This window comes from Streptomyces sp. NPDC056734, assembly GCF_042790455.1.
GTDB lineage: Bacteria > Actinomycetota > Actinomycetes > Streptomycetales > Streptomycetaceae > Streptomyces.
The window spans coordinates 282,134-307,691 of the sequence record NZ_JBHTZD010000008.1 but is presented as its reverse complement, the minus strand read 5'-3'; the positions used below and the strand labels follow the sequence as shown (position 1 = coordinate 307,691).

The 25,558-nt window shown below is 71.0% G+C and carries 25 protein-coding genes and 1 pseudogene; 17 read left to right on the top strand and 9 right to left on the bottom strand.

Going from position 1 to position 25,558, the window contains the following annotated elements; all coding sequences use genetic code 11:
- Window positions 1–90: 90 nt before the first annotated feature.
- The gene (locus tag ACFRFC_RS15170; RefSeq protein ID WP_382680465.1) at window positions 91–966 is read right to left on the bottom strand and encodes a hypothetical protein; all 876 of its coding nucleotides are present in this window, start codon (window positions 964–966) and stop codon (window positions 91–93) included.
- A gap of 375 nt (window positions 967–1,341) precedes the next feature.
- Here ACFRFC_RS15170 and purN point away from each other — a divergent pair, with 375 nt between their 5' ends.
- Window positions 1,342–1,965 carry a phosphoribosylglycinamide formyltransferase gene (gene purN / locus ACFRFC_RS15165; protein ID WP_382680466.1) on the top strand — a complete coding sequence of 208 codons (624 nt, stop codon included), beginning with the start codon at window positions 1,342–1,344 and terminating at the stop codon, window positions 1,963–1,965.
- Window positions 1,962–3,530, top strand: coding sequence for a bifunctional phosphoribosylaminoimidazolecarboxamide formyltransferase/IMP cyclohydrolase (gene purH, locus ACFRFC_RS15160; RefSeq protein WP_382680467.1), 1,569 nt, complete (start codon window positions 1,962–1,964; stop codon window positions 3,528–3,530). Before purN ends, purH begins: the two co-directional genes overlap by 4 nt.
- 21 nt (window positions 3,531–3,551) lie before the next feature.
- On the opposite strand, the gene ACFRFC_RS15155 is transcribed toward purH, so the two are convergent.
- Window positions 3,552–3,959, bottom strand: coding sequence for an ATP-binding protein (locus ACFRFC_RS15155; RefSeq protein ID WP_382680468.1), 408 nt, complete (start codon window positions 3,957–3,959; stop codon window positions 3,552–3,554).
- On the bottom strand, window positions 3,956–4,156 hold the full coding sequence (locus tag ACFRFC_RS15150) for a hypothetical protein (RefSeq protein WP_382680469.1): 201 nt from the start codon (window positions 4,154–4,156) through the stop codon (window positions 3,956–3,958). Before ACFRFC_RS15150 ends, ACFRFC_RS15155 begins: the two co-directional genes overlap by 4 nt.
- A gap of 118 nt (window positions 4,157–4,274) precedes the next feature.
- Between ACFRFC_RS15150 and ACFRFC_RS15145 the strand changes: the two genes are divergently transcribed.
- Together ACFRFC_RS15145 and ACFRFC_RS15140 are read left to right on the top strand one after the other, a co-directional pair.
- Window positions 4,275–5,129, top strand: a complete 855-nt coding sequence (locus ACFRFC_RS15145; RefSeq protein ID WP_382680470.1) for a helix-turn-helix domain-containing protein — start codon at window positions 4,275–4,277, stop codon at window positions 5,127–5,129.
- On the top strand, window positions 5,107–5,310 hold the full coding sequence (locus ACFRFC_RS15140) for a DUF397 domain-containing protein (RefSeq protein ID WP_382680471.1): 204 nt from the start codon (window positions 5,107–5,109) through the stop codon (window positions 5,308–5,310). The genes ACFRFC_RS15145 and ACFRFC_RS15140 overlap by 23 nt, the downstream gene beginning before the upstream one ends.
- Before the next feature lie 34 nt (window positions 5,311–5,344).
- On the opposite strand, the gene ACFRFC_RS15135 is transcribed toward ACFRFC_RS15140, so the two are convergent.
- Complete coding sequence (locus ACFRFC_RS15135) at window positions 5,345–5,872, bottom strand: hypothetical protein (RefSeq protein ID WP_382680472.1); 528 nt, start codon at window positions 5,870–5,872, stop codon at window positions 5,345–5,347.
- A gap of 275 nt (window positions 5,873–6,147) precedes the next feature.
- Here ACFRFC_RS15135 and ACFRFC_RS15130 point away from each other — a divergent pair, with 275 nt between their 5' ends.
- From ACFRFC_RS15130 to ACFRFC_RS15100, 7 genes and pseudogenes are all read left to right on the top strand, one after another.
- Window positions 6,148–7,002 carry a bifunctional methylenetetrahydrofolate dehydrogenase/methenyltetrahydrofolate cyclohydrolase gene (locus tag ACFRFC_RS15130; protein ID WP_382680473.1) on the top strand — a complete coding sequence of 285 codons (855 nt, stop codon included), beginning with the start codon at window positions 6,148–6,150 and terminating at the stop codon, window positions 7,000–7,002.
- Between the two features lie 55 nt (window positions 7,003–7,057).
- A complete protein-coding gene (locus ACFRFC_RS15125) occupies window positions 7,058–7,492 on the top strand; it encodes a DUF3017 domain-containing protein (protein ID WP_382680620.1) in 435 nt (144 codons plus the stop codon).
- Between the two features lie 449 nt (window positions 7,493–7,941).
- Window positions 7,942–9,336, top strand: a complete 1,395-nt coding sequence (locus ACFRFC_RS15120) for a DUF2690 domain-containing protein (RefSeq protein ID WP_382680474.1) — start codon at window positions 7,942–7,944, stop codon at window positions 9,334–9,336.
- Between the two features lie 370 nt (window positions 9,337–9,706).
- Window positions 9,707–10,696: a malate dehydrogenase gene (locus tag ACFRFC_RS15115; RefSeq protein ID WP_382680475.1), complete on the top strand. Its 990-nt coding sequence runs from the start codon at window positions 9,707–9,709 to the stop codon at window positions 10,694–10,696.
- 174 nt (window positions 10,697–10,870) lie between these two features.
- Window positions 10,871–12,489: pseudogene (locus ACFRFC_RS15110) on the top strand (hypothetical protein).
- On the top strand, window positions 12,479–12,847 hold the full coding sequence (locus ACFRFC_RS15105; protein WP_382680476.1) for a hypothetical protein: 369 nt from the start codon (window positions 12,479–12,481) through the stop codon (window positions 12,845–12,847). The pseudogene ACFRFC_RS15110 and the gene ACFRFC_RS15105 overlap by 11 nt, the downstream one beginning before the upstream one ends.
- Window positions 12,848–13,334: 487 nt before the next feature.
- A complete protein-coding gene (locus ACFRFC_RS15100) occupies window positions 13,335–13,835 on the top strand; it encodes a hypothetical protein (protein WP_382680477.1) in 501 nt (166 codons plus the stop codon).
- Window positions 13,836–13,848: 13 nt separating this feature from the next.
- On the opposite strand, the gene ACFRFC_RS15095 is transcribed toward ACFRFC_RS15100, so the two are convergent.
- Window positions 13,849–14,295: a carboxymuconolactone decarboxylase family protein gene (locus tag ACFRFC_RS15095; protein WP_382680478.1), complete on the bottom strand. Its 447-nt coding sequence runs from the start codon at window positions 14,293–14,295 to the stop codon at window positions 13,849–13,851.
- Window positions 14,292–14,819: a carboxymuconolactone decarboxylase family protein gene (locus ACFRFC_RS15090; protein ID WP_382680479.1), complete on the bottom strand. Its 528-nt coding sequence runs from the start codon at window positions 14,817–14,819 to the stop codon at window positions 14,292–14,294. The genes ACFRFC_RS15095 and ACFRFC_RS15090 overlap by 4 nt, the downstream gene beginning before the upstream one ends.
- Window positions 14,820–14,866: 47 nt before the next feature.
- On the opposite strand from ACFRFC_RS15090, the gene ACFRFC_RS15085 reads away from it, so the two are divergent.
- Entirely contained in the window at window positions 14,867–16,300 is a 1,434-nt protein-coding gene (locus ACFRFC_RS15085; RefSeq protein ID WP_382680480.1) for a PLP-dependent aminotransferase family protein, read from the top strand.
- A 153-nt stretch (window positions 16,301–16,453) separates the two neighbouring features.
- Here ACFRFC_RS15085 and rocD read toward each other — a convergent pair whose 3' ends face one another.
- Entirely contained in the window at window positions 16,454–17,719 is a 1,266-nt protein-coding gene (gene rocD / locus ACFRFC_RS15080) for an ornithine--oxo-acid transaminase (RefSeq protein ID WP_382680481.1), read from the bottom strand.
- Window positions 17,720–18,060: 341 nt separating this feature from the next.
- On the opposite strand from rocD, the gene ACFRFC_RS15075 reads away from it, so the two are divergent.
- The 3 genes from ACFRFC_RS15075 to ACFRFC_RS15065 all read left to right on the top strand — a co-directional run bounded on the left by ACFRFC_RS15075 (window position 18,061) and on the right by ACFRFC_RS15065 (window position 21,558).
- Entirely contained in the window at window positions 18,061–19,512 is a 1,452-nt protein-coding gene (locus tag ACFRFC_RS15075; RefSeq protein WP_382680621.1) for a glycine hydroxymethyltransferase, read from the top strand.
- Window positions 19,513–19,767: 255 nt separating this feature from the next.
- The gene (gene trpS, locus ACFRFC_RS15070) at window positions 19,768–20,781 is read left to right on the top strand and encodes a tryptophan--tRNA ligase (protein ID WP_382680482.1); all 1,014 of its coding nucleotides are present in this window, start codon (window positions 19,768–19,770) and stop codon (window positions 20,779–20,781) included.
- Window positions 20,782–20,976: 195 nt separating this feature from the next.
- The gene (locus tag ACFRFC_RS15065) at window positions 20,977–21,558 is read left to right on the top strand and encodes a 2'-5' RNA ligase family protein (protein ID WP_382680483.1); all 582 of its coding nucleotides are present in this window, start codon (window positions 20,977–20,979) and stop codon (window positions 21,556–21,558) included.
- A gap of 12 nt (window positions 21,559–21,570) precedes the next feature.
- Here the strand turns inward: ACFRFC_RS15065 and ACFRFC_RS15060 are convergent, their stop codons facing one another.
- Window positions 21,571–22,326, bottom strand: a complete 756-nt coding sequence (locus tag ACFRFC_RS15060) for an SDR family NAD(P)-dependent oxidoreductase (protein ID WP_382680622.1) — start codon at window positions 22,324–22,326, stop codon at window positions 21,571–21,573.
- A gap of 217 nt (window positions 22,327–22,543) precedes the next feature.
- Between ACFRFC_RS15060 and ACFRFC_RS15055 the strand changes: the two genes are divergently transcribed.
- Window positions 22,544–23,704: a YihY/virulence factor BrkB family protein gene (locus ACFRFC_RS15055; protein ID WP_382680484.1), complete on the top strand. Its 1,161-nt coding sequence runs from the start codon at window positions 22,544–22,546 to the stop codon at window positions 23,702–23,704.
- 129 nt (window positions 23,705–23,833) lie between these two features.
- Here ACFRFC_RS15055 and ACFRFC_RS15050 read toward each other — a convergent pair whose 3' ends face one another.
- Window positions 23,834–25,186 (bottom strand): D-alanyl-D-alanine carboxypeptidase family protein, encoded by a 1,353-nt coding sequence (locus tag ACFRFC_RS15050; RefSeq protein WP_382680485.1) that lies wholly within the window; start codon window positions 25,184–25,186, stop codon window positions 23,834–23,836.
- Window positions 25,187–25,277: 91 nt separating this feature from the next.
- On the opposite strand from ACFRFC_RS15050, the gene ACFRFC_RS15045 reads away from it, so the two are divergent.
- The gene (locus tag ACFRFC_RS15045; RefSeq protein ID WP_382680486.1) at window positions 25,278–25,517 is read left to right on the top strand and encodes an SCO4848 family membrane protein; all 240 of its coding nucleotides are present in this window, start codon (window positions 25,278–25,280) and stop codon (window positions 25,515–25,517) included.
- Window positions 25,518–25,558 lie beyond the last annotated feature (41 nt).

Sequence of the window (25,558 nt, the reverse complement as noted above, 5' to 3'; positions counted from 1 at the left end):
CCTCCCGACCGCCCTGGTCGTACGAGGCTGGCGGCTCCGGACGCAGCGCCGCGCCCTCGGACACACCGAGGGCGCGGGAACCGGCGTCGGCTAACCCTGCCCCAGCACGTCCCGCAACTGCTCCGGCAGCAGCTGGTCACAGGACTGCCGCTGCTCATTGGTGAGGGCGTCGCTGCGGCACGTGTAGTAGTCGCTGTACACCAGCTGAGCCACGAAGGTGGCGCCGACCAGGACGATCGCCAGGGACGCCGCCACGATGCCGCTCACCGCCGCCGTGGTCTGCGGCCGTCCGCCGGTCGGCTGCTTCGGGGCCGGAGTGTCCGGGTCCGGCGTACGCGGCTTGGTGTTCAGCGCGCTGATGCCCCAGTACAGGGCGAGCGCGCCGAGCATCAGCGCCACGTACGGCCAGGCGAAGAGGGCGAAGAAGAAGGCCCACATGCCGCCGAGCAGTGCGTACCGCGCACGGCGCTGGGCGGGGTCGGTCGGGTCCCAGCGTGGAGTGGGGCCGCCGCCGGGGCCGGTGGGGCCGTCGGGCCTGCCGCCGGGGCGATCGCCGAAGCCGCCCCCCGAGGAGCGGCCGGGCTGCTGGTCGCTCCACCCACTGCCCCAGACCGGACCACCACCCCCCTCCCCACCACGCGAACCGTCATCCGGAGAACCGGAAGAACCGGAAGAACCGGAGGAGCCAGAGGAACCGGAGGAGCCGTTCCCATTACCGGGCGGGCCCGCGGCGCCGTCCGGGCGGCGTGGCTGCCAGGGGCGGTCGGGGCTCCCCTCCGGCGGCGGCGCGAAGGGATTGTCCTCCTGCCCGGAACCGCCAGGGTTCCCGGAGTGCCCGGAACCGGTCCGCCCGGACGAGGCGTCCGGCGCCGACGAGGGGCGGTCCCGCAGCAGCACACCGCTGCGCCGCCCTCCCCGCTCCGGCAGCGGGGTCGGCATGAGGGGTCTCAGGCTGCGGTCCGGCATCAAGTGAGCGTCATCCCTTGGTGGTTGAAACCTTGCGGTTGCGGCTCGGTGGGTACGGCTGGCGGTCGGTGACCGGGCCATCACCTAATGAAACGCTTCGCTCGCCACGCACGTTCCCGACCCGGCTCCCCCAGACGCTACCTTCCGGCCACGCCCCCGTCCCGTGGGGGCTGTCCGGTGTGCCGGTATCGTTGCTGACGGTCGGCCGCTTCGTAGGCTTCCCCGTATCCGAGGGCGCGAAGCATTCGTACGAACGCACAAACGCGAACGCATAGACGCGAACGCACAAACACCTGGCCGGCCCTCATAGGACCAGGACCAGGACATCTAGGACCAGGACCAGGACATCGACGTACCTCCAGAAAGGGCCGAGCCGTGGCCGAGCGTGTCAAGCGCCTTGTCGTGCTGGTCTCCGGATCCGGCACCAACCTTCAGGCGCTGCTCGACGCCATCGCCGAGACCGGCGTCACGCGCTACGGCGCCGAGATCGTGGCCGTCGGCGCGGACCGTACCGGCGTCGAGGGGCTGGCGCGTGCCGAGCGGGCCGGGCTGCCGACCTTCGTGCGCAGGGTGAAGGACTACGCGACCCGCGAGGAGTGGGACGCCGCCCTCGCCGAGGCGGTCGCCGCCCACGAACCCGACCTCGTGGTGTCCGCCGGTTTCATGAAGATCGTCGGCAAGGAGTTCCTGGCCCGCTTCGGCGGGCGGCTGGTGAACACGCACCCGGCCCTGCTGCCCAGTTTTCCCGGCGCCCACGGCGTCCGTGACGCGCTCGCGTACGGCGCCAGGGTCACCGGCTGCACCGTCCACTTCGTCGACGACGGCGTCGACACCGGCCCGATCATCGCCCAGGGCGTGGTCGAGATCCGGGACGAGGACGACGAGAGCGCGCTGCACGAGCGCATCAAGGAAGTCGAGCGAAGGCTGCTCGTCGATGTCGTGGGGCGGCTCGCCCGCAACGGCTATCGCATCGAGGGACGAAAGGTAGTTATCCAGTGACCGCCGAGAGCAACGGCAAGCGGGCCATCCGCCGCGCCCTGGTCAGCGTGTACGACAAGACCGGCCTGGAAGAGCTGGCCCAGGGGCTGCACGCCGCCGGGGTCCAGCTCGTGTCGACCGGTTCCACGGCCGCGAAGATCGCCGCGACCGGCGTCCCCGTCACCAAGGTCGAGGAGCTGACCGGCTTCCCCGAGTGCCTGGACGGCCGGGTCAAGACCCTGCACCCCAAGGTGCACGCGGGCATCCTCGCCGACCTGCGCCTCGCCACCCACCGCGAGCAGCTCACCGAGCTGGGCGTGGAGCCCTTCGACCTGGTCGTCGTGAACCTCTACCCGTTCCGCGAGACGGTCGCCTCCGGCGCGTCCCCCGACGAATGCGTCGAGCAGATCGACATCGGCGGCCCCTCCATGGTTCGCGCCGCCGCCAAGAACCACCCCTCCGTCGCCGTCGTCACCAGCCCCGCCCGCTACGCGGACGTCCTCGCCGCCGTCGGCTCGGGCGGCTTCGACCTGCGCACCCGCAAGCGGCTGGCCGCCGAGGCGTTCCAGCACACGGCCGCCTACGACGTGGCCGTGGCGAGCTGGTTCGCCAGCGAGTACGCGCCCGTCGACGACTCCCCGTTCCCCGACTTCCTCGGCGCCACCTGGGAGCGCGAGAACACGCTGCGCTACGGCGAGAACCCGCACCAGCCCGCCGCCCTGTACGTCGACCCGGCGGGCGGCGGCCTCGCCCGCGCGGAGCAGCTCCACGGCAAGGAGATGTCGTACAACAACTACACGGACACGGACGCCGCCCGCCGGGCCGCCTACGACCACGACGAGCCCTGCGTCGCGATCATCAAGCACGCCAACCCGTGCGGGATCGCGATCGGCGCGGATGTCGCCGAGGCGCACCGCAAGGCGCACGCCTGTGACCCGCTGTCCGCGTTCGGCGGCGTGATCGCCGTCAACCGGCCGGTCAGCAAGGAGATGGCCGAGCAGGTCGCGGAGATCTTCACCGAGGTCATCGTGGCGCCCGGTTACGAGGACGGCGCGCTGGAGGCCCTCTCCCGCAAGAAGAACATCCGGGTCCTCACCGCGCCCGGCGCCCCCGCCAACCCCGTCGAGGTCAAGGCCATCGACGGCGGCGCGCTGCTCCAGGTCACCGACCGCCTCCAGGCCGACGGCGACGACCCGGCGCACTGGACCCTGGCCACCGGCGAGGCCCTGACCCCCGCCGAGCTGCGCGAACTCGCCTTCGCCTGGAAGGCGTGCCGCGCGGTCAAGTCCAACGCCATCCTCCTTGCCAAGGACGGTGCCTCCGTCGGCGTCGGCATGGGCCAGGTCAACCGGGTCGACTCCGCGAAGCTCGCCGTCGAGCGCGCGGGCGCCGACCGCGCGCAGGGGGCGTACGCCGCCTCCGACGCGTTCTTCCCCTTCCCGGACGGCCTGGAGATCCTGACCGACGCCGGGGTCAAGGCCGTGGTCCAGCCGGGCGGTTCGGTCCGGGACGAGCAGGTCGTGGAGGCGGCGAAGAAGGCCGGCGTGACGATGTACTTCACGGGGACCCGGCACTTCTTCCACTGACCGCCGCTCTCTCAGGAAACCTCAGGGAGTGTCGGGCGGTTCGTCGGCGGCCAGTTCGCACCAGACCGTCTTGCCGTCCGTCTCCCCGACCATGCCCCACCGCTCGGCGATCGCGTCGAGCAGCATCAGGCCCCGGCCGGTCTCTTCGTACCGGCCGGGGTTTCGTGCGACCAGGACGGCGGGCGGTCCGGAGTCCGTGACCTCCAGTCGGGTACGGCCGTCAGCCGCCCGCGTCAGCCGCACGGTCACGGGCGTGCCCTCACCGACGTGCCGGATCACATTGGCCAGCAGCTCGCTGAGGCACAGCTGTACGTCGGGGCAGGGCCTGCCCAGGTAGATCCGGACCGCCTGCCGCGCCTCGGACACCAGCTCGCGATCCGCGACGAACGCGAGCGTCATGGTCTCCTCGGCCGTGAGTTCGCCGATCACTCCGCCCTCGCCTCCCGCAAGACCTTGACGAGGGCCTGGGCGGTGGCGGTGTTGCAGTTGCCGAGTGACACCAGGGGCATCCCCGAGCCTGCGAACGCCGGTAGATCCAGACCGAGCGAGGGCAGCGTGATGCCGTGGGCCTTTAAGGCCGCGCGCAGGTCTTCTACGTGGACGTCGATCTCGTGGTGGGGGGTCATGGGGGGTACGCCTCCGTGTGCAGGGTGTGACGAATCCCTCACAGAGTGACGCCAACGTGAGTACCGTGGAAGAGGTTTCTGCTGCGCATGAGCAACTGAGAAACGGCGGTGATGAGTTGTGCCCGCAAAAAAGGACCCGGACGCCTCGTTGAGCGTCCCCTCCTTCTACGGCGCCGAATTGCGCTTCAAGAGGGAGCAAGCGGGTCTGACACTGGAACAACTGATGGAGGGGAGCTACCGGGCGATCTCGTTTCTGAGTCAGATCGAACGGGGCGAGCGCCGGATGCCGCTCGATCTGGCCCGGCATGTGGACAAGAAGCTGGGGACGGACGGGTTTTTCGAGCGGCGTTGTGAAGACGCGGCCAAGGCCCGGCAGGTGGGGCACGCGTGGTACTACGCGGATATCCCTGACATGGAGAAGCAGGCGCTGACGCTGGAGGAGTGGGGACCCTTCACCGTCCCAGGGCTTTTGCAGACCGGAGCGTACTACCGGGGGCGGATGTCGTACGGGGACCCCGAGGCGGCACCGGAAGACGTGGAGCAGCGTGTCCACGCACGTTTGAAGCGGGCGGAGTTGTGGACCCGTGATGACCGGCCCACCTATTGGGGCATCGTCAATGAGTCGGTCATCCGGAAGAGCCCACTTCCAGCGGCAGTGATGGGCGAACAGGTGGAGCACATCCTCGACGTGATGCGGTCTACGCGGAGTATTTTCCAAGTTGTTCCGGAAACGACCCCGTGGCATCCGCTCGCCTATGGCATGGCCAAGATCATGACCTTTGGCGATGCTCCGCCGACGGTGTACACGGAGGGCGACTGGACCGGACACCTCGTCGACTATCCGGCTAACGTGGCCCAGTACCGTCGTAGATACGATTTGCTCAGGGCCGTCGCGCTGTCACCGGAGGCGTCCCTGGAACTGTTGGCAGACGCAGCGAGGACGTACAGACATGAAGCCCAGCAGGAGGAATGACCTGAGCCGTGCCGCTTGGCGCAAGAGCCGCTACAGCAACGATGGCGGCGGCGACTGCGTCGAAGTGGCCACCAACCTCCCCAGCGTCACCCCCGTCCGCGACTCCAAAGTCCCCGAAGGCCCCACCCTCCTCCTCTCCACAAACGCCTGGGCCGCCTTCGTCACCGCCGTGAAGGCGTGACGAAGACGGCCCATTCCTGACCCTCGCGGAGCGACTAGCGCGGCCGGTTGAACCACGCCTTGCCGTTGGCGTTGCCCGCGAACACGGCTATCAGGATGCCGAGCACGATGTGCACGATGCCGACGACGGTGAAGATGAGCGCGAAGACGGCCGTCAGGATGCCGAAGACCAGAAGCGTGACCCGCGTACCGTTGCCGCCGCTGCTGACCTTCGTGGCCAGGTACGCCGCCCACACCAGCCAGACCAGCGCCAGGAAGGTGATGCCCCAGATGACGCCGGTCGGGACGCTCCCGAAGCCCCCGAAGGTCTCGCTGTCGGCGTTCACCGCGGCGAAGGCGTAGAGGCTGACACCGATGACCTGGAGGCCGGTGATCACCCAGAGCAGGATGCGGGCGGTGTTCACCGTGCCGGGCATCTTGGTCATCGCGGGGGCGCCATCCCCGTACGGGCTGACGGGCGGCGCCTGCGGGTAGCCGTACCCCTGGTTGGGCGGCTGCTGGCCATACGGCTGCTGTCCGCCCTGAGGGGCGCCGTAGGGGTTGTTCTGGTCGCCGAAACTCATGGCGGGGGTTCCTCCGTTGTCGCAGATGCGGGGACGACGCGCGGCACATTGCGGAGGAACGGAGGTACAGAAAGCGGTTCGTCCCCCCGGTACTGCCCGCGGCACTGTGCTGTACATCGTTCTTCAGCCATCGCGGGATTGTCCAGCCACGGGCGGGAGGTGTTGTGCAAGTGCAACATCACCGATCTTGGGAGGAACGGGATGGGAATCGGGATGGGACGGGCGTCACGTGCCCGGATTGGAACCGGGGCCCGGTCATCCGGGAGGATGGGGCCATGACCGCCCAGATTCTCGATGGCAAGGCCACCGCAGCCGCGATCAAGTCCGATCTGTCCGTCCGCGTGGCGGCCCTGAAGGAGAAGGGTGTCACGCCCGGCCTCGGCACGATCCTGGTCGGGGACGACCCCGGCAGCCGTAAGTACGTCGCGGGTAAGCACCGCGACTGCGCCGAGGTCGGCATCGCCTCGATCCAGCGTGAGCTGCCCGCCACGGCGACGCAGGAGGAGATCGAGGCGGCCGTCCGCGAGCTGAACGACGACCCGGCGTGCACCGGTTACATCGTGCAACTCCCGCTGCCCAAGGGCATCGACGAGAACCGCGTCCTGGAGCTGATGGACCCGGACAAGGACGCCGATGGCCTGCACCCCATGAACCTCGGGCGCCTCGTCCTGAACGAACCGGCCCCGCTGCCCTGCACCCCCAACGGCATCCTCACCCTGCTGCGCCGCTACGGCGTGGAGATCAAGGGCGCCGAGGTGGTGGTCGTCGGCCGGGGCGTGACGATCGGCCGCCCGATGCCGCTGCTGCTGACCCGCCGCAGCGAGAACGCGACGGTCACCCAGTGCCACACCGGCACCCGCGACCTCTCCTCCCACCTCAAGCGCGCGGACATCATCGTCGCCGCCGCCGGGTCCGCGCATCTGGTGCGCGCCGAGGACGTCAAGCCGGGCGCGGCCGTCCTCGATGTCGGGGTGTCGCGCAGCGCCGAGGGCAAGATCGTCGGCGATGTGCACCCGGACGTCGCCGAGGTGGCCGGTTTCGTCTCCCCGAACCCGGGCGGGGTCGGGCCGATGACCCGGGCCCAGCTGCTGGTCAACGTGGTCGAGGCGGCGGAGCGCAGTGTCGGCTGACGGCAGGACCGAGGAGCAGCGCACCGACGCCGTTGCGACGGAGGACGATCTCGCGGTGACCGACGCGGTCAGCGCGCCCGATGCCGAGGGACGGCCGGTCCGGACCACCCGGCGCTTCCCCCTGTTCACCCGGGACACCGCCCGGCCCGAGGGCGGCGGCCGGGCCGCCTCCCTGGACGCGCCCGCGCCCGCCCGCCAGTGGCCGATGCTGACCGTGCTGTCCCTGGTCGGCCTCGGTCTGCTGCTGACCGCCCTCGATGTGTTCCGCGTCGGCCTGCTGCTGATCGGTGCCGCGCTGCTGGCGGGCGCGGTCCTGCGGTTCGTACTGCCGGGCGTCGGCATGCTCGCCGTACGCTCCCGCTTCACCGACGTCGTCACGTACGGCGTGCTGGGGCTGTCGATCGTGGTGCTGGCGCTGATGGTGCAGCCCAGGCCGTGGCTGGAGATCCCGTTCATCAAGGACACCCTGCATTTCACGGTGGATCAGTAGCCCCGCGCGGCGCGTGCACGGAAGAACGGCGGCCCGTCCTCACCCCCGATGGAGGACGGGCCGCCGCCGTTACCCACGTTTACGCAGGAGGAACGGCCGATTCAACGGCTGTCCGGGTGCTGTGGCACGGAAGTGACCGTTCCGCTACGGTGTCCGCGCGTCGGAAAGCTAATCTGCTTACGGGTTAATGTGATGAGGCGTGCGACGGTGCATGCCCGCAGGTCCCGCGCTCCCGTGCGCCCCCACCCCGGGAAACTGAGATCCTGATCCGGCGCATCCCTGTGGGTAGCCAGACCAGGGCTCGGCGGAAATGGCACTCCGCGCGGGGAGCAAAGCGGGAAACAACGCGGTAGACAACAACGCGGCAAACAACAACGCGGTAAACAACGCGGGGGAACCATCAGCACGCACCGGGGGGAAGACGTACCGGGGGGAAGAGGGGGGAAGCAATGCCTCGCTGGAAGGCACTGCCCGATGAACTCGATCCACAGATCAGGGAGTTCACCAGCCAGCTGCGTCGGCTGGTGGACCGCAGTGGTCTGAATGTCGCCGCCGTCGCCGACCGCACGGGCTACAGCAAGACGTCCTGGGAGCGGTATCTCAACGGCCGGCTGCTGGCGCCCAAGGGTGCGATCGTCGCGCTCGCGGAGGTCACGGGGACCAATCCGGTCCATCTGACGACCATGTGGGAGCTGGCCGAGCGGGCCTGGAGCCGTTCGGAGATGCGGCACGACATGACGATGGAGGCCATCCGGATCTCCCAGGCCCGCGCCGCGCTGAGCGAGTTCGGCGCCCCGCCCGGCAAGGGGAAGGCCGGGCGCAGGGGCGGGGGCGGCACGGCTGCGACGCCGGGAGGTGCGCGACCGGCGGGGTCGGGACCGGCGGGGTCGCCGGGGGGCGCCGGACGGGCCGGGGTGGCGCCGACGGTGCCGCAGCAGCCGACGGGGGCCCGGGATTCGGCGGGGGTGCGTCCCCGGGATTCGGAGTCTTCGAGGGCTTCGGGGGCTTCGGGGGGTTCGGGGTCGTGGGGGGCGTCGAGGTCGGCTGGGCCTTCCGGGCTGTCTGGGCCGTCTGGGCCTTCACGCGGGCCGTCCTCGGGTGTGGATTCCACCGATTCCAGGGAGTCCGCTGATTCCGCCAACTCCTGGAGGCTCGCTGGCTACCAAGGGCCGTCGCGTCCGGGCGCTGCTGCGGGGCCGGCATCCGGAACGCCGTCGTCAACCCCCTCGTCAACGCCGTCGTCGGGGACGCCCTCGGTGGACGGGTGGCTGCGGCCGGGAGTCTCCCCCGCCGGTGTCGGTGCCTCCGGGCCGGGCGGTGGCCCGCCGGACCGGCGGGATTCCGGACCCGGCGGGGGCAAGCGGCGTACCGCGATGTTCCTCGCGGGGGTCGTCGGGGTGCTGGTCGTGGTCGGGGCGGCGTTCTTCCTGACCAGGGACGGCGACACCGCGAACGAGGGCGCCGATCCGACGCCCACCCCCACCCCGAGCACCAGCGTCGAACTGCCGCCGGGTGTGGAGTGCAGCGGCGCGAGCTGCACCGGCAAGGACGCCGAGGCGATGGGGTGCAGCGGCGATCTGGTGATCACCGCCGCGACCGCCGTGGTCGGCACCTCCACCGTCGAGGTCCGCTACAGCGAGATCTGCCAGGCCGCTTGGGGCCGTATCTCCCTGGCGGCCCAGGGCGACGAGATCGAGGTCAGCGCCGACAGCGGCAAGCAGGTCGGCGCCATCACCGAGGCCGGGGACACCAGCGCGTACACCCCGATGGTCGCGGTGAAGAGCGAGGCCGAGGCGGTCGCCTGCGCGACGCTGGTGGCCGGGCAGCAGGGGTGCACGCAGTAGCGCGGCGGCAGGGATTCGCCGGATTCACCCGTACGAGTGATGCGGGGGGAGGTATGGCCGTCGGGAGGCCGGGAATGCGGACGGTACCCCCACGGGATCCGGCAACGGCATCCCACCCCGGGCGGCCGTCCCGTCCCCCCCTCCCGGACGGACGGCCGCCCCTCTTCTCCTTTTCTCCTTCCTCCTGTGGGTCCCCTCTTGTGGCTCCGCGAGCCGGTTGTCGGGTGCTGTGGTGTCGGCCACAGCACCCGGACGGTCCCTGTTGACCAATGCGCGATAGCCTGACGGCTGGATCTGTCTTGATATGAAGAGATCGATCATCCGCCCGGGGCAGGGACGCCCCACCGCCAGCTGTCATACGGAGAACGCCATGACCCGCACTCCCGTGAACGTCACCGTCACCGGCGCGGCCGGCCAGATCGGTTACGCCCTGCTCTTCCGCATCGCCTCCGGCCAGCTGCTCGGCGCGGACGTGCCGGTCAGGCTGCGTCTGCTGGAGATCACCCCGGCGCTCAAGGCCGCCGAGGGCACGGCGATGGAGCTGGACGACAGCGCGTTCCCGCTGCTCCAGGGCATCGACATCACGGACGACCCGAACGTCGCCTTCGACGGGGCCAACGTGGCACTGCTGGTGGGTGCCCGGCCGCGTACCAAGGGCATGGAGCGCGGTGACCTGCTCTCGGCCAACGGCGGCATCTTCAAGCCCCAGGGCAAGGCCATCAACGACCACGCGGCCGACGACATCAAGGTGCTGGTGGTGGGCAACCCGGCCAACACCAACGCGCTGATCGCGCAGGCCGCCGCGCCCGACGTACCGGCCGAGCGGTTCACCGCGATGACCCGCCTCGACCACAACCGCGCGCTCACCCAGCTGGCGAAGAAGACGGGCACGCCGGTCTCCGAGATCAAGAAGCTGACGATCTGGGGCAACCACTCCGCGACGCAGTACCCGGACATCTTCCACGCGACCCTCGCCGGCAAGAACGCGGCCGAGGTCGTCAACGACGAGGCGTGGCTGGCCGACGAGTTCATCCCGACCGTCGCCAAGCGCGGTGCCGCGATCATCGAGGCCCGGGGCGCGTCCTCGGCGGCCTCCGCCGCCAACGCCGCCATCGACCACGTCCACAGCTGGGTCAACGGCACGGACGAGGGTGACTGGGTGTCGATGGGCATTCCGTCCGACGGGTCGTACGGCGTGGCCGAGGGGCTCATCTCGTCCTTCCCCGTGACCTGCAAGGACGGGGTGTACGAGATCGTCCAGGGGCTGGAGATCAACGACTTCTCGCGGGCGCGGATCGACGCGTCGGTGAAGGAGCTGGCGGAGGAGCGGGACGCTGTCCGGGGGCTTGGGCTGATCTGACGGTCCCGACGACGTCGTCCGCGGGGGCGTGGGGGCTGGTCGCGCAGTTCCCCGCGCCCCTTGGCGGCGTTGGGCGCTACGGCGTTTTCCGGTGCGGACGCCCGAGTCCCCCTATGCTGTGAGTTTCCTCAACCCGCTTTTACACAGGGGCAATTCACACCTCGGGGGAGCCGTGTGAGTACCGTTACCGTGCCTTCTCTTCCCATCCCGCCCACGCCACCGACGCCGCCGCATGCCAGCGAGGCCACCCGGCTGCTGTGCGCCGGAAGCTATCTCGACGCCGCCTTCCGCGACCGGGTCATCGAGGAGCTGTATCTCAACGAACAGCGGATCGCCGCGCCCTCCCTCGGCCATGATGCCGCCCGCATCCTCGCCCACGCCCTGCGCGCCCGCCGCCTGGAACTGGCCTGGGCCGGGGCGATCGTCGGGCTGTGGATCATCGGCCTGGTGGTGACGCGGGGACTGCTCGCCCTGTACCTGGCGCCCGGCGTGGTGCTCGCGCTGAGTGACGCGGTGCGCGGGAACGCCGACCGTCCCCCGGCGCCGCGCCGGCTCGCCGCGTTCGCGTTGCGCTGGGTCGGGCGGATCGTCTTCGCCGCCCTCCTGGTGATCACCCTCCTGGTCGCGTTCGGTTGATCGGGGAGATCGTCGAGCCGCTCCCGGCGTGGCTGGCGCTGGTGCTGTTCATCGGCGTGGCGCTGTGCAGCGGTGCCCAGCGCGGTCAGTTCGCCCGCGCGCTCGGGGCCGAACTGGCGCCGGGACGGTTCCCGGACGCGATGTCCGACCCGGCGGAGAGCGCCGAGGGACAGCGGTTCCAGCGCCTCAAGGACCGTATCCGGCTGGAGCAGCACAAGCCGCTGATCATGTACCACGAGGCCCATCCGTTCTGCGGGGCGGGCGCCGCGTACGACACCTGGGTGCTCGCCGTCGAACTGCGTCCGACGGATGCGAAGAAGGCGCAGCCGCTGAGCAACCGGACCGTTCTCGACGCCATCCATCCGCTGCTCGCGGGGTTGCGGCAGTCCGCCGAGCACGCGGGCGACGGAGTGCGCGACCGGCTGCGCTGGCTGGAGATCGACGAGTGCGTGTTCCTGCCCGCCGAGGGGCTCGGGCGGCGCGCGGACGCCCCCTACGGGCCGGATGACTTCGCACGGCACCGGGCCCGCGCGGTGGAGGAGGGCGGCGAGAAGCGCCGGCACTTCCTGCGGGTGCGGGTCGGTGGCTGGGAGGAGGAACTCGTGGTCACCGTCTTCGTACGGGTCCACACCCAGGGCCGGATGCTGATGCTGGAGATCGCCCCGCACGTCCTCCAGCCGATCCGCGCCGACTTCAAGGACAGCGACCGTGCGGCCCATCGCTTCCGCAACAACAGTGGCTTCGGCAAGGCCACCTGGGCAGTCGGGCAGGTGCCGGTGTCGGCCGTGCGGTCGGTGCTCAACCTGTTCCAGGGCGTTGCCCACGGCTGGGAGCTGCTCACCGCCGGGCACGGCGGGGCGCTGCCCGAAGGGCCTGCGGCGTCCGTGCGCGAGCTGGGCGCGGCCCGCGCCGGATCGCTCTTCCAGCAGATGGACGTCGACCGCTATCTCCAGAGCATCCAGGACCGGATCGCGAACGGCGTGAAAACCGCGCTCGCCGCGCACGGCTATCAGACCGGCGAGTTCGTGCAGAAGGTCGTGAACATCAGCAACGGCGGCGTCCACATCGACTCCGTCAACGACAGCACGTTCGCTGTCGGTGACCAGGCGCAGGCCCACTCCACCGTCAAGAAGGGATCCGGGGACGATGACGACTGAGGGCGAGCCGACCGTCAGGATCGGCGATGTGTCCGGCAGCACGTTCGCGATCGGCAGCCACGCGCGCGCCGAGAGCCACCACGGCACGGGCGGCGCCCCGCGCGTCGATCCGGCCGTGGCCGAACTGCTCGCGGCGGTACGGGAATTGCGCGCCGATCTGACCCGGGTCCGCGCGGACGACCGTACGGCGGAGCTGGACGGGGAACTCGCCGGTGCGGAGGAGGAGATCGACCGCACCGGGGGCGTGGGCCGGACCCGGCTGGAGCGGCTGCGGCAACTGCTCACCGACTCCGAGGCGCTGATGAGCCTGCTGGCGTCGGCGGGTGCGGTGGCGACGGCGGTGGCGGGGTTGTTGTGAGGGGGCCGAGGGGGAGGGGCGGGGGATGAATTCCGGGGAGCGGTACTGGAACGAGGAGACGCAGCGCTGGGAGGTCGGAGCGGAGCGGGCGGCGCAGGTGACGCCGCCTCCACCGCCTCGACCGGCGGGGATGCCGTCCACCGGGAGTGAGGGTGGGATCAGTGAGGGGGCGGGGGATCAGACCTGGAGGGTCCCCGTTCCGCCCGCCCCGGCCACCGCCCCGGCCACCGCCCCGGCCTCCGGCTCCTGGCGTCAGCCGCCCCGGGTGTGGGCGGTGGTGGTCGTCGCGGCGGCGGTTGTGGGGGCGACGGTGGCTCTCGTCCTCGTACAGCTGCGGGACGACCCCGGCGGGAGCGTCTCCGTCCCTGTGTCGCCGGGTGTGAGCAATGTCCTGCCTTCGGATTCGCCGGACGGGCCCTCTGTTTCTGGCTCCGCCTCTGCCTCTGCCCCTGGCTCTGCCTCTGCCTCTGCCTCGCCGAGTGAGACGGTGACCGGGGCCGAGACGACCGCGCCGCCCTTCGGGTACGAGGCCGTCGATGACCCGCAGGGGTTCCGGATCGCCGTGCCCGAGGGCTGGTCGCGGGAGGCCGTGCCCTCCCAGTACGGCATGGACGTCGTCAACTTCCGCTCCCCGGAGGGGGACCAGCGGGTCCAGGTGTTCGAGGTCGAGGAGGCGTCGGCGTACGAGTCCTTCGAGCTGTTCCTGTCGCCGGACACCCTCAAGCCGTCCGGTTTCCGGGAACTCTCGTACGACGAGCTGGTCTCCGACCGGGTGACGGGCGCGCGGCTCGCATACCTGGCCGACTCCATCCGGGGGGAGCCGGACATGGGGACCTGGCATGTGGTGGACGCCCGGTTCACGGCGCCGGACGGCGGGCGGTACGCGATCGCCGCCTATGGGCGGGACTCGGACGGCCGGGAGGACGAGCTGGAGCTGGTGGCGACCGGCGTGGAGTGGTTCTGCGAGCCGGGCGGGAGCTGCGGGTGAGGGCGCTCGGGGCTCACCAGTTCGTGCTGCCCGGTGGGATGCGGCGGCTGGCCATCAGGCGGTTCCAGCTGTTGATTGCCGTGATCAGGGCGATGAGATGGGCGAGGCCCGGGGCGTCGAAGTGGCGGGACGCCTCCTCGTACACCTTGTCCGGTACGTAGCCGTCGGTGAGGACGGTGATCGACTCGGTCAGCGCCAGCGCCGCCCGCTCGCGCGCGTCGAACGCCTCCCCCGCCTCCTCCCACGCGGCCAGCAGATCGAGCTGCCGTTCGCCGACCCCCTGTTTGCGGGCGAGGGTGAGGTGCATGTCCAGGCAGAACGCGCAGTGGTTGAGCTGCGAGGCCCGGATCTGGACCAGTTCGGCGAGCGCCGGGTCCCCCAGGCCGCGCTTGGCGGCGGCGCTGACCGACTGCATCGCCGTACGGACGCCCGCGTCCAGCGCGGTGGTACGGGGCGTCACCTGGACCCGGCCGGGTGGTAGTGGCCCGGGGTCATCCGGCTGGTCACGCCGAACCGGTTCCAGGCGTTGATCACCGTGATCGCGGCGATCAGCTGCGCCAGCTCCGGCTCCTCGAACAGCTTGGCGGCCCGCTCGTACACCTCGTCCGGCACGAAACCGTCGGTGAGGACCGTGATCGCCTCGGTCAGCTCGATCGCCGCGAGTTCCTTCTCGGTGTAGAAGTGGCGGGACTCCTCCCAGGCGCTGAGCTGGATGATCCGCTCCACGCTCTCCCCGGCCGCGAGGGCGTCCTTGGTGTGCATGTCCAGGCAGAAGGCGCAGTGGTTGAGCTGCGAGGCGCGGATCTTCACCAGCTCGTACAGGGTGGGGTCCAGGCCCTGCTTGGCGGCGGTGTCGAGCCGGATCATGGCCTTGTAGACCTCAGGGGCGTGTTCCGCCATCTTCAGGCGGGGTGGTACCTCGGGGGCGTAGCGGGGAGTTTCGGGCTCGGTTTCGGGCTCTGCGGGGGGCTTCTGTGTGGTCATGTGCTTGACCCTACGGAGGATCCGGCCCGGGGGTATGGTCCATTTTCATGGAGAATGGCTGGGCCAATTCTGGGGAGTCGCCGGGGGCCGCCGGGCCGGTTCCCGGCGGGCTCGGGATCGATCTGCATGTGGCGCCCTCCGGTGGCGGGCTGCGCCGGGGGCTGACCGACGCCCTGCGCGAGGCCGTGCGGACCGGTCGGCTGGCGCCCGGCACCCGGCTGCCGTCCAGTCGTACGCTCGCCGGGGATCTGGGGATCGCCCGCAACACCGTCGCCGACGCGTACGCCGATCTGGTCGCCGAGGGCTGGCTCACCGCGCGGCAGGGGTCCGGCACGCGGGTCGCCGAGCGTCCGCCGAGCGCGCCCGTCGTCCGCCGGGCGGCCGTCCCGCGTACCCCCGGCCGCCCTGTCCACGACCTGGAGCCCGGCTCCCCCGACCTCGGCTCCTTCCCGCGCGCCGCCTGGCTCAAGGCCGCCCGCCGCGCACTGGCCGCCGCCCCCAACGACGCCTTCGGCTACGGCGATCCGCGCGGCCGTCCCGAGCTGCGCACCGCCCTCGCCGGTTACCTCGCCCGCGCCCGGGGCGTCCGGGCCGACCCGGGGCGGATCGTGATCTGCTCCGGCTTCGCCCACGGCCTCGGCCTGCTGGCGCGGGTGCTGCGCAGGCGGGGGCTGGACGCGCTGGCCGTGGAGGCGTACGGCCTCGACGTGCACTGGAATCTGGTCGAGCGGGCCGGTCTGACGGTCCGCCCGATGCCGTTCGACCGCCTCGGCACGGTCGTCCCGGTCGATGAACTGCCGGTCCCCGGCGCTGTACTGACCACCCCCGCGCACTCCTTCCCGCTCGGACTCGCGCTGCTGCCCGAGCGGCGCGCGGCCCTGGTCGACTGGGCGCGGCGGACCGGCGGGCTGGTGCTGGAGGACGACTACGACGGCGAGTTCCGGTACGACCGGCAGCCGGTCGGTGCTTTGCAGGACCTCGGGCCGGACCATGTGGTGTATCTCGGCACCGCCAGCAAGTCGCTCGCCCCCGGGCTGCGGCTGGGCTGGCTGGTGCTGCCGCCGGACCTGGTCAGCGAGGTGACGGACGCCCTCGGCAGCAGCGCCACGGGGGTCGTCGAACAGCTCACGCTCGCCGAGTTCATCGTCTCCGGGGGCTACGACCGTCATGTGCGCGCCGCCCGGACGCGTTACCGGCGGCGCCGGGACGCGCTGGTCGCCGCGCTCACCGCCCGCGCGCCCGAGGTGACGGTGACCGGGATCGCCGCCGGGCTGCACGCCGTACTGCGGTTGCCGCCCGGGACGGAGGAGGCGGTGATCCGGGCCGCCGCGTGGCAGGGGCTGTCGGTGCACGGGCTGTCGCGGTTCCGGCATCCCGACGCGCCCGCCCGCTCGATGGACGCGCTGGTGGTGGGGTACGCGACGCCGCCGGATCATGGGTGGGCGGAGGCGCTGGAGGCGTTGTGCCGGGCGTTGCCTTGAGGGGGCTGACCGGGGGTTGACCGGGGGCGGGCCGAGGGGGCTGACCGGGGGCGGCTCGGGGCGGCGGCGCCGACGTCACGGGGGTGGTGTCGGGGCCGCCACCCCGCCTCTTCAAGCGTCCTCAGGCCCCCAACACCCCCCCCGTAACTGTCCTCAGGCCCCCAACACCCCCCGCAACTGATGCAACCCCCACTCCAGATCCTCCTCGCTGATCACCAGCGGTGGTGCGATCCGGATCGTCGACCCATGGGTGTCCTTCACCAGCACCCCCCGATCCATCAGCTTCTGCGACACCTCCCGCCCCGTGCCGTGCTCCGGCGCGATGTCCACGCCCGCCCACAGACCGCGCCCCCGTACCGCCGTGACGCGGCCGCCCTCGGCCAGCGCGGCCAGCTCGCGGTGCAGATAGGTGCCCAGCTCGGCCGCCCGCGCCTGGAACTCCCCCGACCGCAGCATCGCGATCACCTCCAGCGCCACCGCGCACGCCAGCGGATTCCCGCCGAACGTCGACCCGTGCTCCCCGGGCCGGAACACCCCCAGCACCTCGGCGCTCGACACCACCGCCGACACCGGCACGATCCCCCCGCCCAGCGCCTTGCCCAGCACATACATGTCCGGCACCACGCCCTCGTGCTCACACGCGAAGGTCTTCCCCGTCCGCCCCAGCCCCGACTGGATCTCGTCCGCGACGAACAGCACCCCCCGCTCCCGCGTCAGCTCCCGCACCGCCGCCAGATACCCCGCCGGCGGCACCAGCACCCCCGCCTCCCCCTGGATCGGCTCCAGCAGCACCGCCACCGAGTTCTCCGTCAGCGCGCTGCGCATCGCCGCCAGATCTCCGTACGGCACGATCTCGAACCCCGGCGTGTACGGCCCGAAGTCCGCCCGCGCCTCCCGGTCCGTCGAGAAGCTGATGATCGTCGTCGTACGCCCGTGGAAGTTGTTCGCCGCCACCACGATCTTCGCCATCTCCCACGGCACCCCCTTCACCCGGTACCCCCACTTCCGTGCCGTCTTCACCGCCGTCTCCACCGCCTCCGAGCCGGTGTTCATCGGCAGCACCAGCTCCATCCCGCACAGCTCAGCCAGCTCCCCGCAGAACGCCGCGAACCGGTCGTGGTAGAACGCCCGCGAGGTCAGCGTCACCCGCCCCAGCTGGGCCTTCGCCGCCTCGATCAGCCGCCGGTTGCCGTGCCCGAAGTTGAGCGCCGAATACCCGGCCAGCAGATCCAGATAGCGCCGGCCCTCCACATCCGTCATCCACGCGCCCTCGGCGGTGGCCACCACCACGGGCAGCGGGTGGTAGTTGTGCGCGGTGTGCTCCTCGGCGGCGGCGATGAGGGTTTCCGTGGGGGAGGGGGACGAGGGTGAGGGGGACGAGGGTGAGGATGACGGTGACTGCGGGGACGACGGGGACATGCGGACCTCCGGAAGACTGACCTCGGCTCCTACCTCGGCTCCTATCGGAATCGTCGGCCACGCCCCACCCCTTGAGAACCGTCCGGCGCCCGCCGCGCCCTCCGCGACCCTCCCTGGGGCTCGCCGCCCTCGCCCGCATGGTGGACGTGACGGCCCGCCGGGTCTTTGCCGCCGGTAGGCTGACGGCGAGCCGTGACTGGCGCGCTGGGATGGGACCGACCATCGGGGAGCGGCTCCAGCAGGACCCGCTGCGGTGCACCGCCGCCGTGGACCTGATGAGCGAGTGCCGTGCGCCTGGGCCGAACCGTGACCGCGTCGAGCCACGCCACCCGGAGGCCGAGATGTCCGATCAGCAGCCCCTCTCCACCGAATCCACCGCGTTCCGCGCCGCCCTCGATGTGATCCGGGCCGTCGAGCCCCGGGTCGCCGACGCGATCGGCCAGGAGGTCCACGACCAGCGCGAGATGCTCAAGCTGATCGCCTCCGAGAACTACGCCTCCCCGGCCACCCTCCTCGCCATGGGCAACTGGTTCAGCGACAAGTACGCCGAAGGCACCGTCGGCCGCCGCTTCTACGCCGGCTGCCGCAATGTCGACACCGTCGAGTCCCTCGCCGCCGAACACGCCCGCGAACTCTTCGGCGCCCGGCACGCCTACGTCCAGCCGCACTCCGGCATCGACGCCAACCTCGTCGCCTTCTGGGCCGTGCTCGCCGACCGGGTGGAGGCGCCCTTCCTGGAGAAGGCCGGTGCCCGCCAGGTCAACGACCTCACCGAGGCCGACTGGTCCGAACTCCGCCACGCCTTCGGCAACCAGCGCATGCTCGGCATGTCCCTCGACGCCGGCGGTCACCTCACCCACGGCTTCCGCCCGAACATCTCCGGCAAGATGTTCGACCAGCGCTCCTACGGCACCGACCCCGTCTCCGGGCTCCTCGACTACGAGGCCCTGCGCGCCTCCGCCCGCGAGTTCAAGCCCCTGATCATCGTCGCCGGGTACTCCGCCTACCCCCGGCTGGTGAACTTCCGCATCATGCGGGAGATCGCCGACGAGGTCGGCGCGACCCTGATGGTCGACATGGCCCACTTCGCGGGCCTGGTCGCCGGCAAGGTCCTCACCGGCGACTTCGACCCGGTACCGCACGCCCAGATCGTCACCACCACGACCCACAAGTCACTGCGCGGCCCGCGCGGCGGCATGGTCCTGTGCGACGACTCCCTGAAGGACCAGGTCGACCGCGGCTGCCCCATGGTCCTCGGCGGCCCGCTCCCGCATGTCATGGCCGCCAAGGCCGTCGCCCTCGCCGAGGCCCGTCAGCCCTCCTTCCGTGACTACGCCCAGCGCATCGTCGACAACTCCCGCGCCCTCGCCGAGGGCCTGCTGCGCCGCGGCGCCACCCTGGTCACCGGCGGCACCGACAACCACCTCAATCTGATCGACGTCGCCACCTCCTACGGCCTCACCGGCCGCCAGGCGGAAGCGGCCCTTCTCTCCTCCGGCATCGTCACCAACCGCAACGCCATCCCTTCCGACCCCAATGGAGCCTGGTACACCTCCGGCATCCGGGTCGGCACCCCCGCCCTGACCACCCGTGGCCTGGGCACCGCCGAGATGGACGAGGTCGCCGCCCTCATCGACCGGGTCCTGTCCACCACCGAACCCGGCACCACCGGCAAGGGCGCCCCCTCCAAGGCCCAGCACATCCTGGACCCGAAGATCGCCGACGAGATCTCGCGCCGCGCCACCGATCTCGTCGCCGCGTTCCCCCTTTACCCCGAGATCGACCTGGGCTGAGGGCCCGGTCGGTCTGCTCGGTCTGCCCGGTCTGCCCGGTCTGCTCGGTTCGGTCGGTGCGTCCGGTCCGGGCGCCGGGCAGGTGGGGTGGGGTGGGGGGTGGGGGGCTCAGGGGCGGTGCTCCTCGGAGGCACTGTGTTCCTCGTCTCATCGGCGACGAGGACAGCAGCCAGGGCGCGAGGCCCCGGAAGTGCCGCCGTCGTGGCGTCGCGGTCCGTTCCGGATCGGTGCCGGGCACCTGAGAGAATGGTGAGCATGGCCTCTGACAGTCCCCGCGTGCTCTCCGGGATCCAGCCCACCGCAGGCTCGTTCCACCTCGGCAACTACCTCGGCGCGGTGCGCCAGTGGGTGGCGCTCCAGGAGACCCACGACGCGTTCTACATGGTCGTGGACCTGCACGCGATCACGATCCCGCAGGACCCGAAGGAACTGCGGGACAACACCCGCCTGGCCGTCGCCCAGCTGCTCGCCGCCGGTCTCGACCCCGAGCGCTGCACGCTCTTCGTCCAGAGCCATGTCCCCGAGCACGCCCAGCTGGCGTGGGTCATGAACTGCCTGACCGGTTTCGGCGAAGCGTCCCGTATGACCCAGTTCAAGGACAAGTCCGCCAGGCAGGGCGCCGACCGCGCGTCGGTCGGTCTGTTCACGTACCCGATCCTCCAGGTCGCGGACATCCTGCTGTACCAGGCCAACGAGGTGCCGGTCGGTGAGGACCAGCGCCAGCACATCGAGCTGACCCGTGATCTCGCCGAGCGCTTCAATGGTCGCTTCGGCGCGACCTTCACGGTCCCCGAGCCGTACATCCTCAAGGAGACGGCGAAGATCTACGACCTTCAGGACCCGTCGGTCAAGATGAGCAAGTCGGCGTCCACGCCGAAGGGCCTGATCAATCTGCTCGACGACCCCAAGGCCACCGCCAAGAAGGTCAAGAGCGCGGTCACCGACACCGACACCGTGATCCGCTACGACGCCGCCGACAAGCCGGGCGTCAGCAATCTCCTCTCCATCTACTCGACCCTCACCGGCGCGGGCATCGAGGAACTGGAGAAGAAGTACGACGGCAAGGGCTACGGCGCGCTCAAGACCGACCTCGCCGAGGTGATGGTCGAGTTCGTCACGCCGTTCCGGGAGCGCACCCAGCAGTATCTGGACGACTCCGAGACGCTCGACTCGATCCTGGCCAAGGGCGCCGAGAAGGCCCGCGCGGTGGCCGCCGAGACCCTCGCAAACGCGTACGACCGGGTGGGTTTCCTGCCGGCGAAGCGCTGACCGAAGGCCCGGGAGCCGGGTCGTGTGCCCCGTACCACCGCACAGCGCTGCATATCACCATGCCTGCGCCTGCCCAGAGCCCGGCCGTGGTCGTACAGTCGATAGCCGGATGGCCGCGTGAGCGGCCACCCGCGCGCGTAGAGCCCCCGCCGGGCGACCCGCACAGATGTGACCGACACGACGACAGGAGACGACGTGGGGACCGTAACGATCGGTGTGTCGATCGCGGTCCCGGAGCCCCACGGCAGCCTGCTCCAGCAGCGGCGCGCGGGCTTCGGCGACCCCGCGGCGCACGGCATTCCCACCCATGTCACCCTGCTGCCGCCGACCGAGGCGGACGCCGCGCTGCTCCCGGCGATCGAGGCGCATCTGGTCCAGGTGGCCCAGACCGGGCGCCCCTTCCCGATGCGGCTGTCCGGCACCGGCACCTTCCGGCCGCTCTCGCCGGTCGTCTATGTCCAGGTCGTCGAGGGCGCCGAGGTCTGCACCTGGCTCCAGAAGCAGGTCCGTGACGCCTCCGGGCCCGTCGCGCGCGAGCTTCAGTTCCCCTACCACCCGCATGTCACGGTCGCCCACGGCATCGACGAGGCCGCCATGGACCGCGCCTACGAGGAGCTGTCCGGCTACGAGGCCAAGTGGCCCTGCACCGGCTTCGCCCTCTACGAGCAGGGTGCCGACGGCGTGTGGCGCAAGCTCCGCGAGTTCGCCTTCGGCACGCCGGTGGTACCGCCGCAGGCGTCCGCGCCGGCCGAGCGGGGGTCGCTGCCGGCGCACTGAGCGCGCGGCGTGTCAGAGCGGCAGTCTCCTGAAAGCCGCCCTCGGCAGGTGCCGCAGCGCCGACATCATCACGCGCAGCACACCCGGCACCCACACGGTCTCCGAGCGGCGGCGCAGGCCCAGTTCGATGGCGGTGGCCACGGCCTCGGGGGTGGTCGCCGGGGGGATCTCCTCCCGCGCGGAGGTGGACCTCGTACGGACGAAGCCGGGGCGTACGACCATGACGTGCACGCCGGTGCCGTACAGGGCGTCGCCCAGGCCCTGGGTGAAGACGTCCAGGCCCGCCTTGCTGGAGCCGTAGATGAAGTCCGAGCGGCGGGCGCGCTCCCCGGCGACCGAGGAGAGCACCACCAGGGAGCCGCGGCCCTGGTCCTGGAGCGCGCGGGCGCTGACCAGGCCCGCCGAGACGGCGCCGGAGAAGTTGGTCTGGACGACGCGCACCGCGTCGACGGGTTCGCGTTCGTCGCGGGCCTGATCGCCCAGGACGCCGAAGGCGAGCAGCACCATGTCGACGGTGTCCTCCGCGAAGACCTTGCCGAGCACATCCTCGTGGGCGCCGGGGTCGAGGGCGTCGAAGGGGACGGTACGGACGTCCGCGCCCAGCGCGCGCAGCTCCCGCGCCGCCTCCTCCAGGGCCGGGGAGCGGCGTCCGGCGAGCCACACGGTACGCGTGCGGCGGGCGATCAGACGGCGGGCGGTGGCCAGCGCGATCTCGGACGTACCGCCGAGGACGAGCAGGGTCCGGGGCAGGTCGGGGGCGTCCTTCAGGAGGCTCCGGGGAACGGGGACGAGAGCGGTGTCGGCAGACATGTCGGTGACCGTATCGCCCTGTATGACGGAGTTCAGTTGGTCGACGCAGCGAACCGCGACACCTCTCCCCGAAATGGGTGATTAGTGGTATGTCGCTCTATATTGACGGAGTTTGCGGGTCTTCTTCTCGGCGCGCTCGGACATCGGTCACCCGCAACGGGGGCAGAGTCGGATCATGGACTGGCTGAAAAGGCTCCCAATCGTCGGGCCGCTCGTCGCGCGCCTGATGACCACGCACGCGTGGTCGTCGTACGAACGTCTGGACCGCGTGAAGTGGACGCGCCTGGCCGCCGCGATGACGTTCATCAGTTTCATCGCGCTGTTCCCGCTGCTGACCGTGGTCGCCGCGGTGGCCGCCCTGACGCTCAGTACCAGTCAGCGCGCCGAGCTGGAGGAGAAGATCGCCGACCAGGTGCCCGGCATCTCCGACCAGCTCGACATCGGCGGCCTGGTCGACAACGCCGGAACCGTCGGGCTCATCGCCGGTGCCGTGCTGCTGTTCACCGGCATCGGCTGGGTCAGCTCGGTGCGCGACTGTCTGCGCGCGGTGTGGGAGCTGCCGGACCCCGAGGAGAACCCCTTCCTGCGCAAGGGCAAGGACGCGGGCGTACTGCTCGGCCTCGGCGGCGCGCTGCTGGTCACCCTCGCCGCCTCGACCGTCGCCTCCGCGCTGGTCGACTGGATCGTCCGGCACCTCGGCATCGACGAGGGCGGCTGGGGCAGCGTGCTGCTGCGGACCGCCGCGTTCGCCGTCGCCGTCCTCACGGATTTCCTCGTCCTCCTGTACGTCCTCACCCTGCTGCCCGGAGTGGAGCCCCGGCGCCGCCGCCTGATCGAGGCCGCGCTGATCGGCGCGGTCGGTTTCGAACTGCTGAAGCTGCTGCTCAGCGGCTATATCCAGGGCGTGGCCGCGAAGAGCATGTACGGCGCGTTCGGCGTCCCCGTCGCCCTGCTCCTGTGGATCAACTTCACCGCGAAACTCGTCCTCTTCTGCGCCGCGTGGACGGCTACGCGTAACGGGGAGGCGGAGGGGGTGGAGGGAGTGGAGGAAGTGGAGGGGGCGCGGGTGGAGACGCGCGAGGCGCGGGGAGCGGATGGGCTGGGGGAGTCAGGGGAGTCACGGGAGGCGGGGGCGCGGGCGAGGCCGGGAGGCGCTGCGGGGGCGGGCGAGCCGGTCCGGCGCGAGCTGTCCGAGGGGCCCGCCGGGCCGGGGGAGCGGGCGGCGCCGGAGGGGCAGGAGAGGCAGGAGGAGCGGGAGGGGCAGGAGGAGCAGGAGGGGCAGGAGGAGCAGGAAGGGCGAGGGCCGGAAGGGGCGGGTGGGGGCAAGAGGGAGTAGTGGCCGGGGGGCCCTACGGAATCGGGAGCCCCCGGAATCGGGAGCCCCCGGAATCGGGAGCCCCCGGCGCCGGGAGTCACCCTCGGCGGCGTACCTGCCGCACCCGACCCGGCCGATCCCACCCCGGCGTCACTTCCGGCGGCGTACCAGGTCCGGGAGGGGCCAGCGGCGGTTGACCAGGAAGGCCGCGGTGGCCAGGAGGAGCAGCACCGCGCCGGTTATGCCCAGGGCGACGCCGATGCCGTCGGAGGCGTTCTGCGTGACGTCGGCTGCCACCGGGTCGCCCGGGGTGTTTCCGGCGCCCCCGGCCTCGCCCCCGGCGTCGGAGGCGGTGGCGCCGGGCTGGGGCTCCGCGCCCTTCGGGGCGACGAGTTCACCGACCGGCTCGACCTTGCCCGCCGCCTCGAAGCCCCAGTCGAACAGCTGCGCGGTCTCCGTGTAGACCTGGTTGGTCTCGTCCTTCTCCGGGTTCATGACGGTGACCAGCAGCACCCGGCCATCGCGCTCGGCGACCCCGGTGAAGGTGGCGCCCGCGTTCGTCGTGTTGCCGTTCTTGACGCCCGCTATGCCGTCGTACTGGGGCAGGCCGTAGTCGCCGGTCAGCAGCCGGTTGGTGTTCTGGATCTCGAAGGACTCCCGGGTCGTCTTGCCCTTGTCGTCCGTCTTCGTCTCGCCAGGGAACTGGGCGGTCGCCGTCGAGGAGTACTCGCGGAAGTCCTTCTTCTGCAACCCGGAACGGGCGAACAGGGTGAGGTCGTACGCGGAGGAGACCTGGCCGGGGGCGTCGTAGCCGTCCGGGCTGACCACGTTGGTGTCGAGCGCCTGGAGTTCCTCGGCGTGGTCGTTCATCTCCTGGACGGTGTTCTCCACACCGTCGTTCATCGCGGACAGCACATGCACCGCGTCGTTGCCGGAGCGCAGGAAGACGCCGAGCCACAGGTCGTGGACGGTGTAGGTCTCGTCCTCCTTGATGCCGACCATGCTGGAGCCCACCCCGACGCCCGCCAGATCCGACGGGACGACCTTGTGTTCCTGGTCCTTGGGGAACTGCGGCAGCAGGGTGTCCGCGAACAGCATCTTCAGGGTGCTCGCCGGGGCCAGCCGCCAGTGCGCATTGTGCGCCGCGAGCACCTCGCCGGACTCGGCGTCCGCCACGATCCACGACCGCGCGGTGACGTCCTTGGGGATCACCGGGACACCGGGCGCCAGCTCGACCTGCGTACCGGGCTGCCCGAGCCGCTCACCGCCGACCGTCGACATGTCCGCCGGAGGGGTCGCGGAGGGAGTCGTCGACGGGGTGCCTGACGAAGTCGTCGACGGGGTGCCGGAGGGAGTCGTCGAGGGTGTGGTCGACGGGGTCGTCGACGGACTGTTTGATGGGTCCGGTGCCGCGAACGCCACGGGCGCGGTCAGCGAAATCGTCAAAAATGCGGCAGAAGTGACCAACAGGCTGCGCCTGACGGTCTGCTGGGGAGCGGACACGACCGAGAACGTACATGCGCGACCTGTGGACCTCCCACCCCGCTCCCGACCCCGGGCATGGATTCGGACACCCGGCGGTGATACTGAAGGTATGACACTGAGCCGCCCCGTCTCCTGGTTCCTGCTCGCCTTCGGGGTGTGGAGCTGGATCATCTGGGTCACTTTCGTCAAGAATTTGATCAACGACGGCAGCGGGCTCGCGTTCGACGACGGCCGGCCCACGGCGTACTTCTGGGTACACCTGACCCTGGCGATCGTCTCCTTCGTATGGGGGACGGTCGTCGGTGGCATCGGGTTGCGTGGAGTGCGGGCACTGCGTCGCACGTCATAGGGAGCGCCTCACCACAGGGCCCCAGCGAGAACCGCCTCACC

Excerpts from the sequence above, each read along its gene's own strand:
- ACFRFC_RS15150 (WP_382680469.1), bottom strand. The coding sequence starts at position 4,156 with ATGACCCCCCACCACGAGATCGACGTCCACGTAGAAGACCTGCGCGCG.
- ACFRFC_RS15045 (WP_382680486.1), top strand. The coding sequence starts at position 25,278 with ATGACACTGAGCCGCCCCGTCTCCTGGTTCCTGCTCGCCTTCGGGGTG.
- trpS (WP_382680482.1), top strand. The coding sequence starts at position 19,768 with ATGGCCTCTGACAGTCCCCGCGTGCTCTCCGGGATCCAGCCCACCGCA.
- ACFRFC_RS15135 (WP_382680472.1), bottom strand. The coding sequence starts at position 5,872 with ATGAGTTTCGGCGACCAGAACAACCCCTACGGCGCCCCTCAGGGCGGA.
- ACFRFC_RS15120 (WP_382680474.1), top strand. The coding sequence starts at position 7,942 with ATGCCTCGCTGGAAGGCACTGCCCGATGAACTCGATCCACAGATCAGG.
- rocD (WP_382680481.1), bottom strand. The coding sequence starts at position 17,719 with ATGTCCCCGTCGTCCCCGCAGTCACCGTCATCCTCACCCTCGTCCCCC.
- ACFRFC_RS15090 (WP_382680479.1), bottom strand. The coding sequence starts at position 14,819 with ATGACCACACAGAAGCCCCCCGCAGAGCCCGAAACCGAGCCCGAAACT.
- ACFRFC_RS15055 (WP_382680484.1), top strand. The coding sequence starts at position 22,544 with ATGGACTGGCTGAAAAGGCTCCCAATCGTCGGGCCGCTCGTCGCGCGC.
- ACFRFC_RS15075 (WP_382680621.1), top strand. The coding sequence starts at position 18,061 with ATGTCCGATCAGCAGCCCCTCTCCACCGAATCCACCGCGTTCCGCGCC.
- ACFRFC_RS15130 (WP_382680473.1), top strand. The coding sequence starts at position 6,148 with ATGACCGCCCAGATTCTCGATGGCAAGGCCACCGCAGCCGCGATCAAG.
- ACFRFC_RS15140 (WP_382680471.1), top strand. The coding sequence starts at position 5,107 with ATGAAGCCCAGCAGGAGGAATGACCTGAGCCGTGCCGCTTGGCGCAAG.
- ACFRFC_RS15115 (WP_382680475.1), top strand. The coding sequence starts at position 9,707 with ATGACCCGCACTCCCGTGAACGTCACCGTCACCGGCGCGGCCGGCCAG.
- ACFRFC_RS15105 (WP_382680476.1), top strand. The coding sequence starts at position 12,479 with ATGACGACTGAGGGCGAGCCGACCGTCAGGATCGGCGATGTGTCCGGC.
- ACFRFC_RS15170 (WP_382680465.1), bottom strand. The coding sequence starts at position 966 with ATGCCGGACCGCAGCCTGAGACCCCTCATGCCGACCCCGCTGCCGGAG.
- ACFRFC_RS15085 (WP_382680480.1), top strand. The coding sequence starts at position 14,867 with ATGGAGAATGGCTGGGCCAATTCTGGGGAGTCGCCGGGGGCCGCCGGG.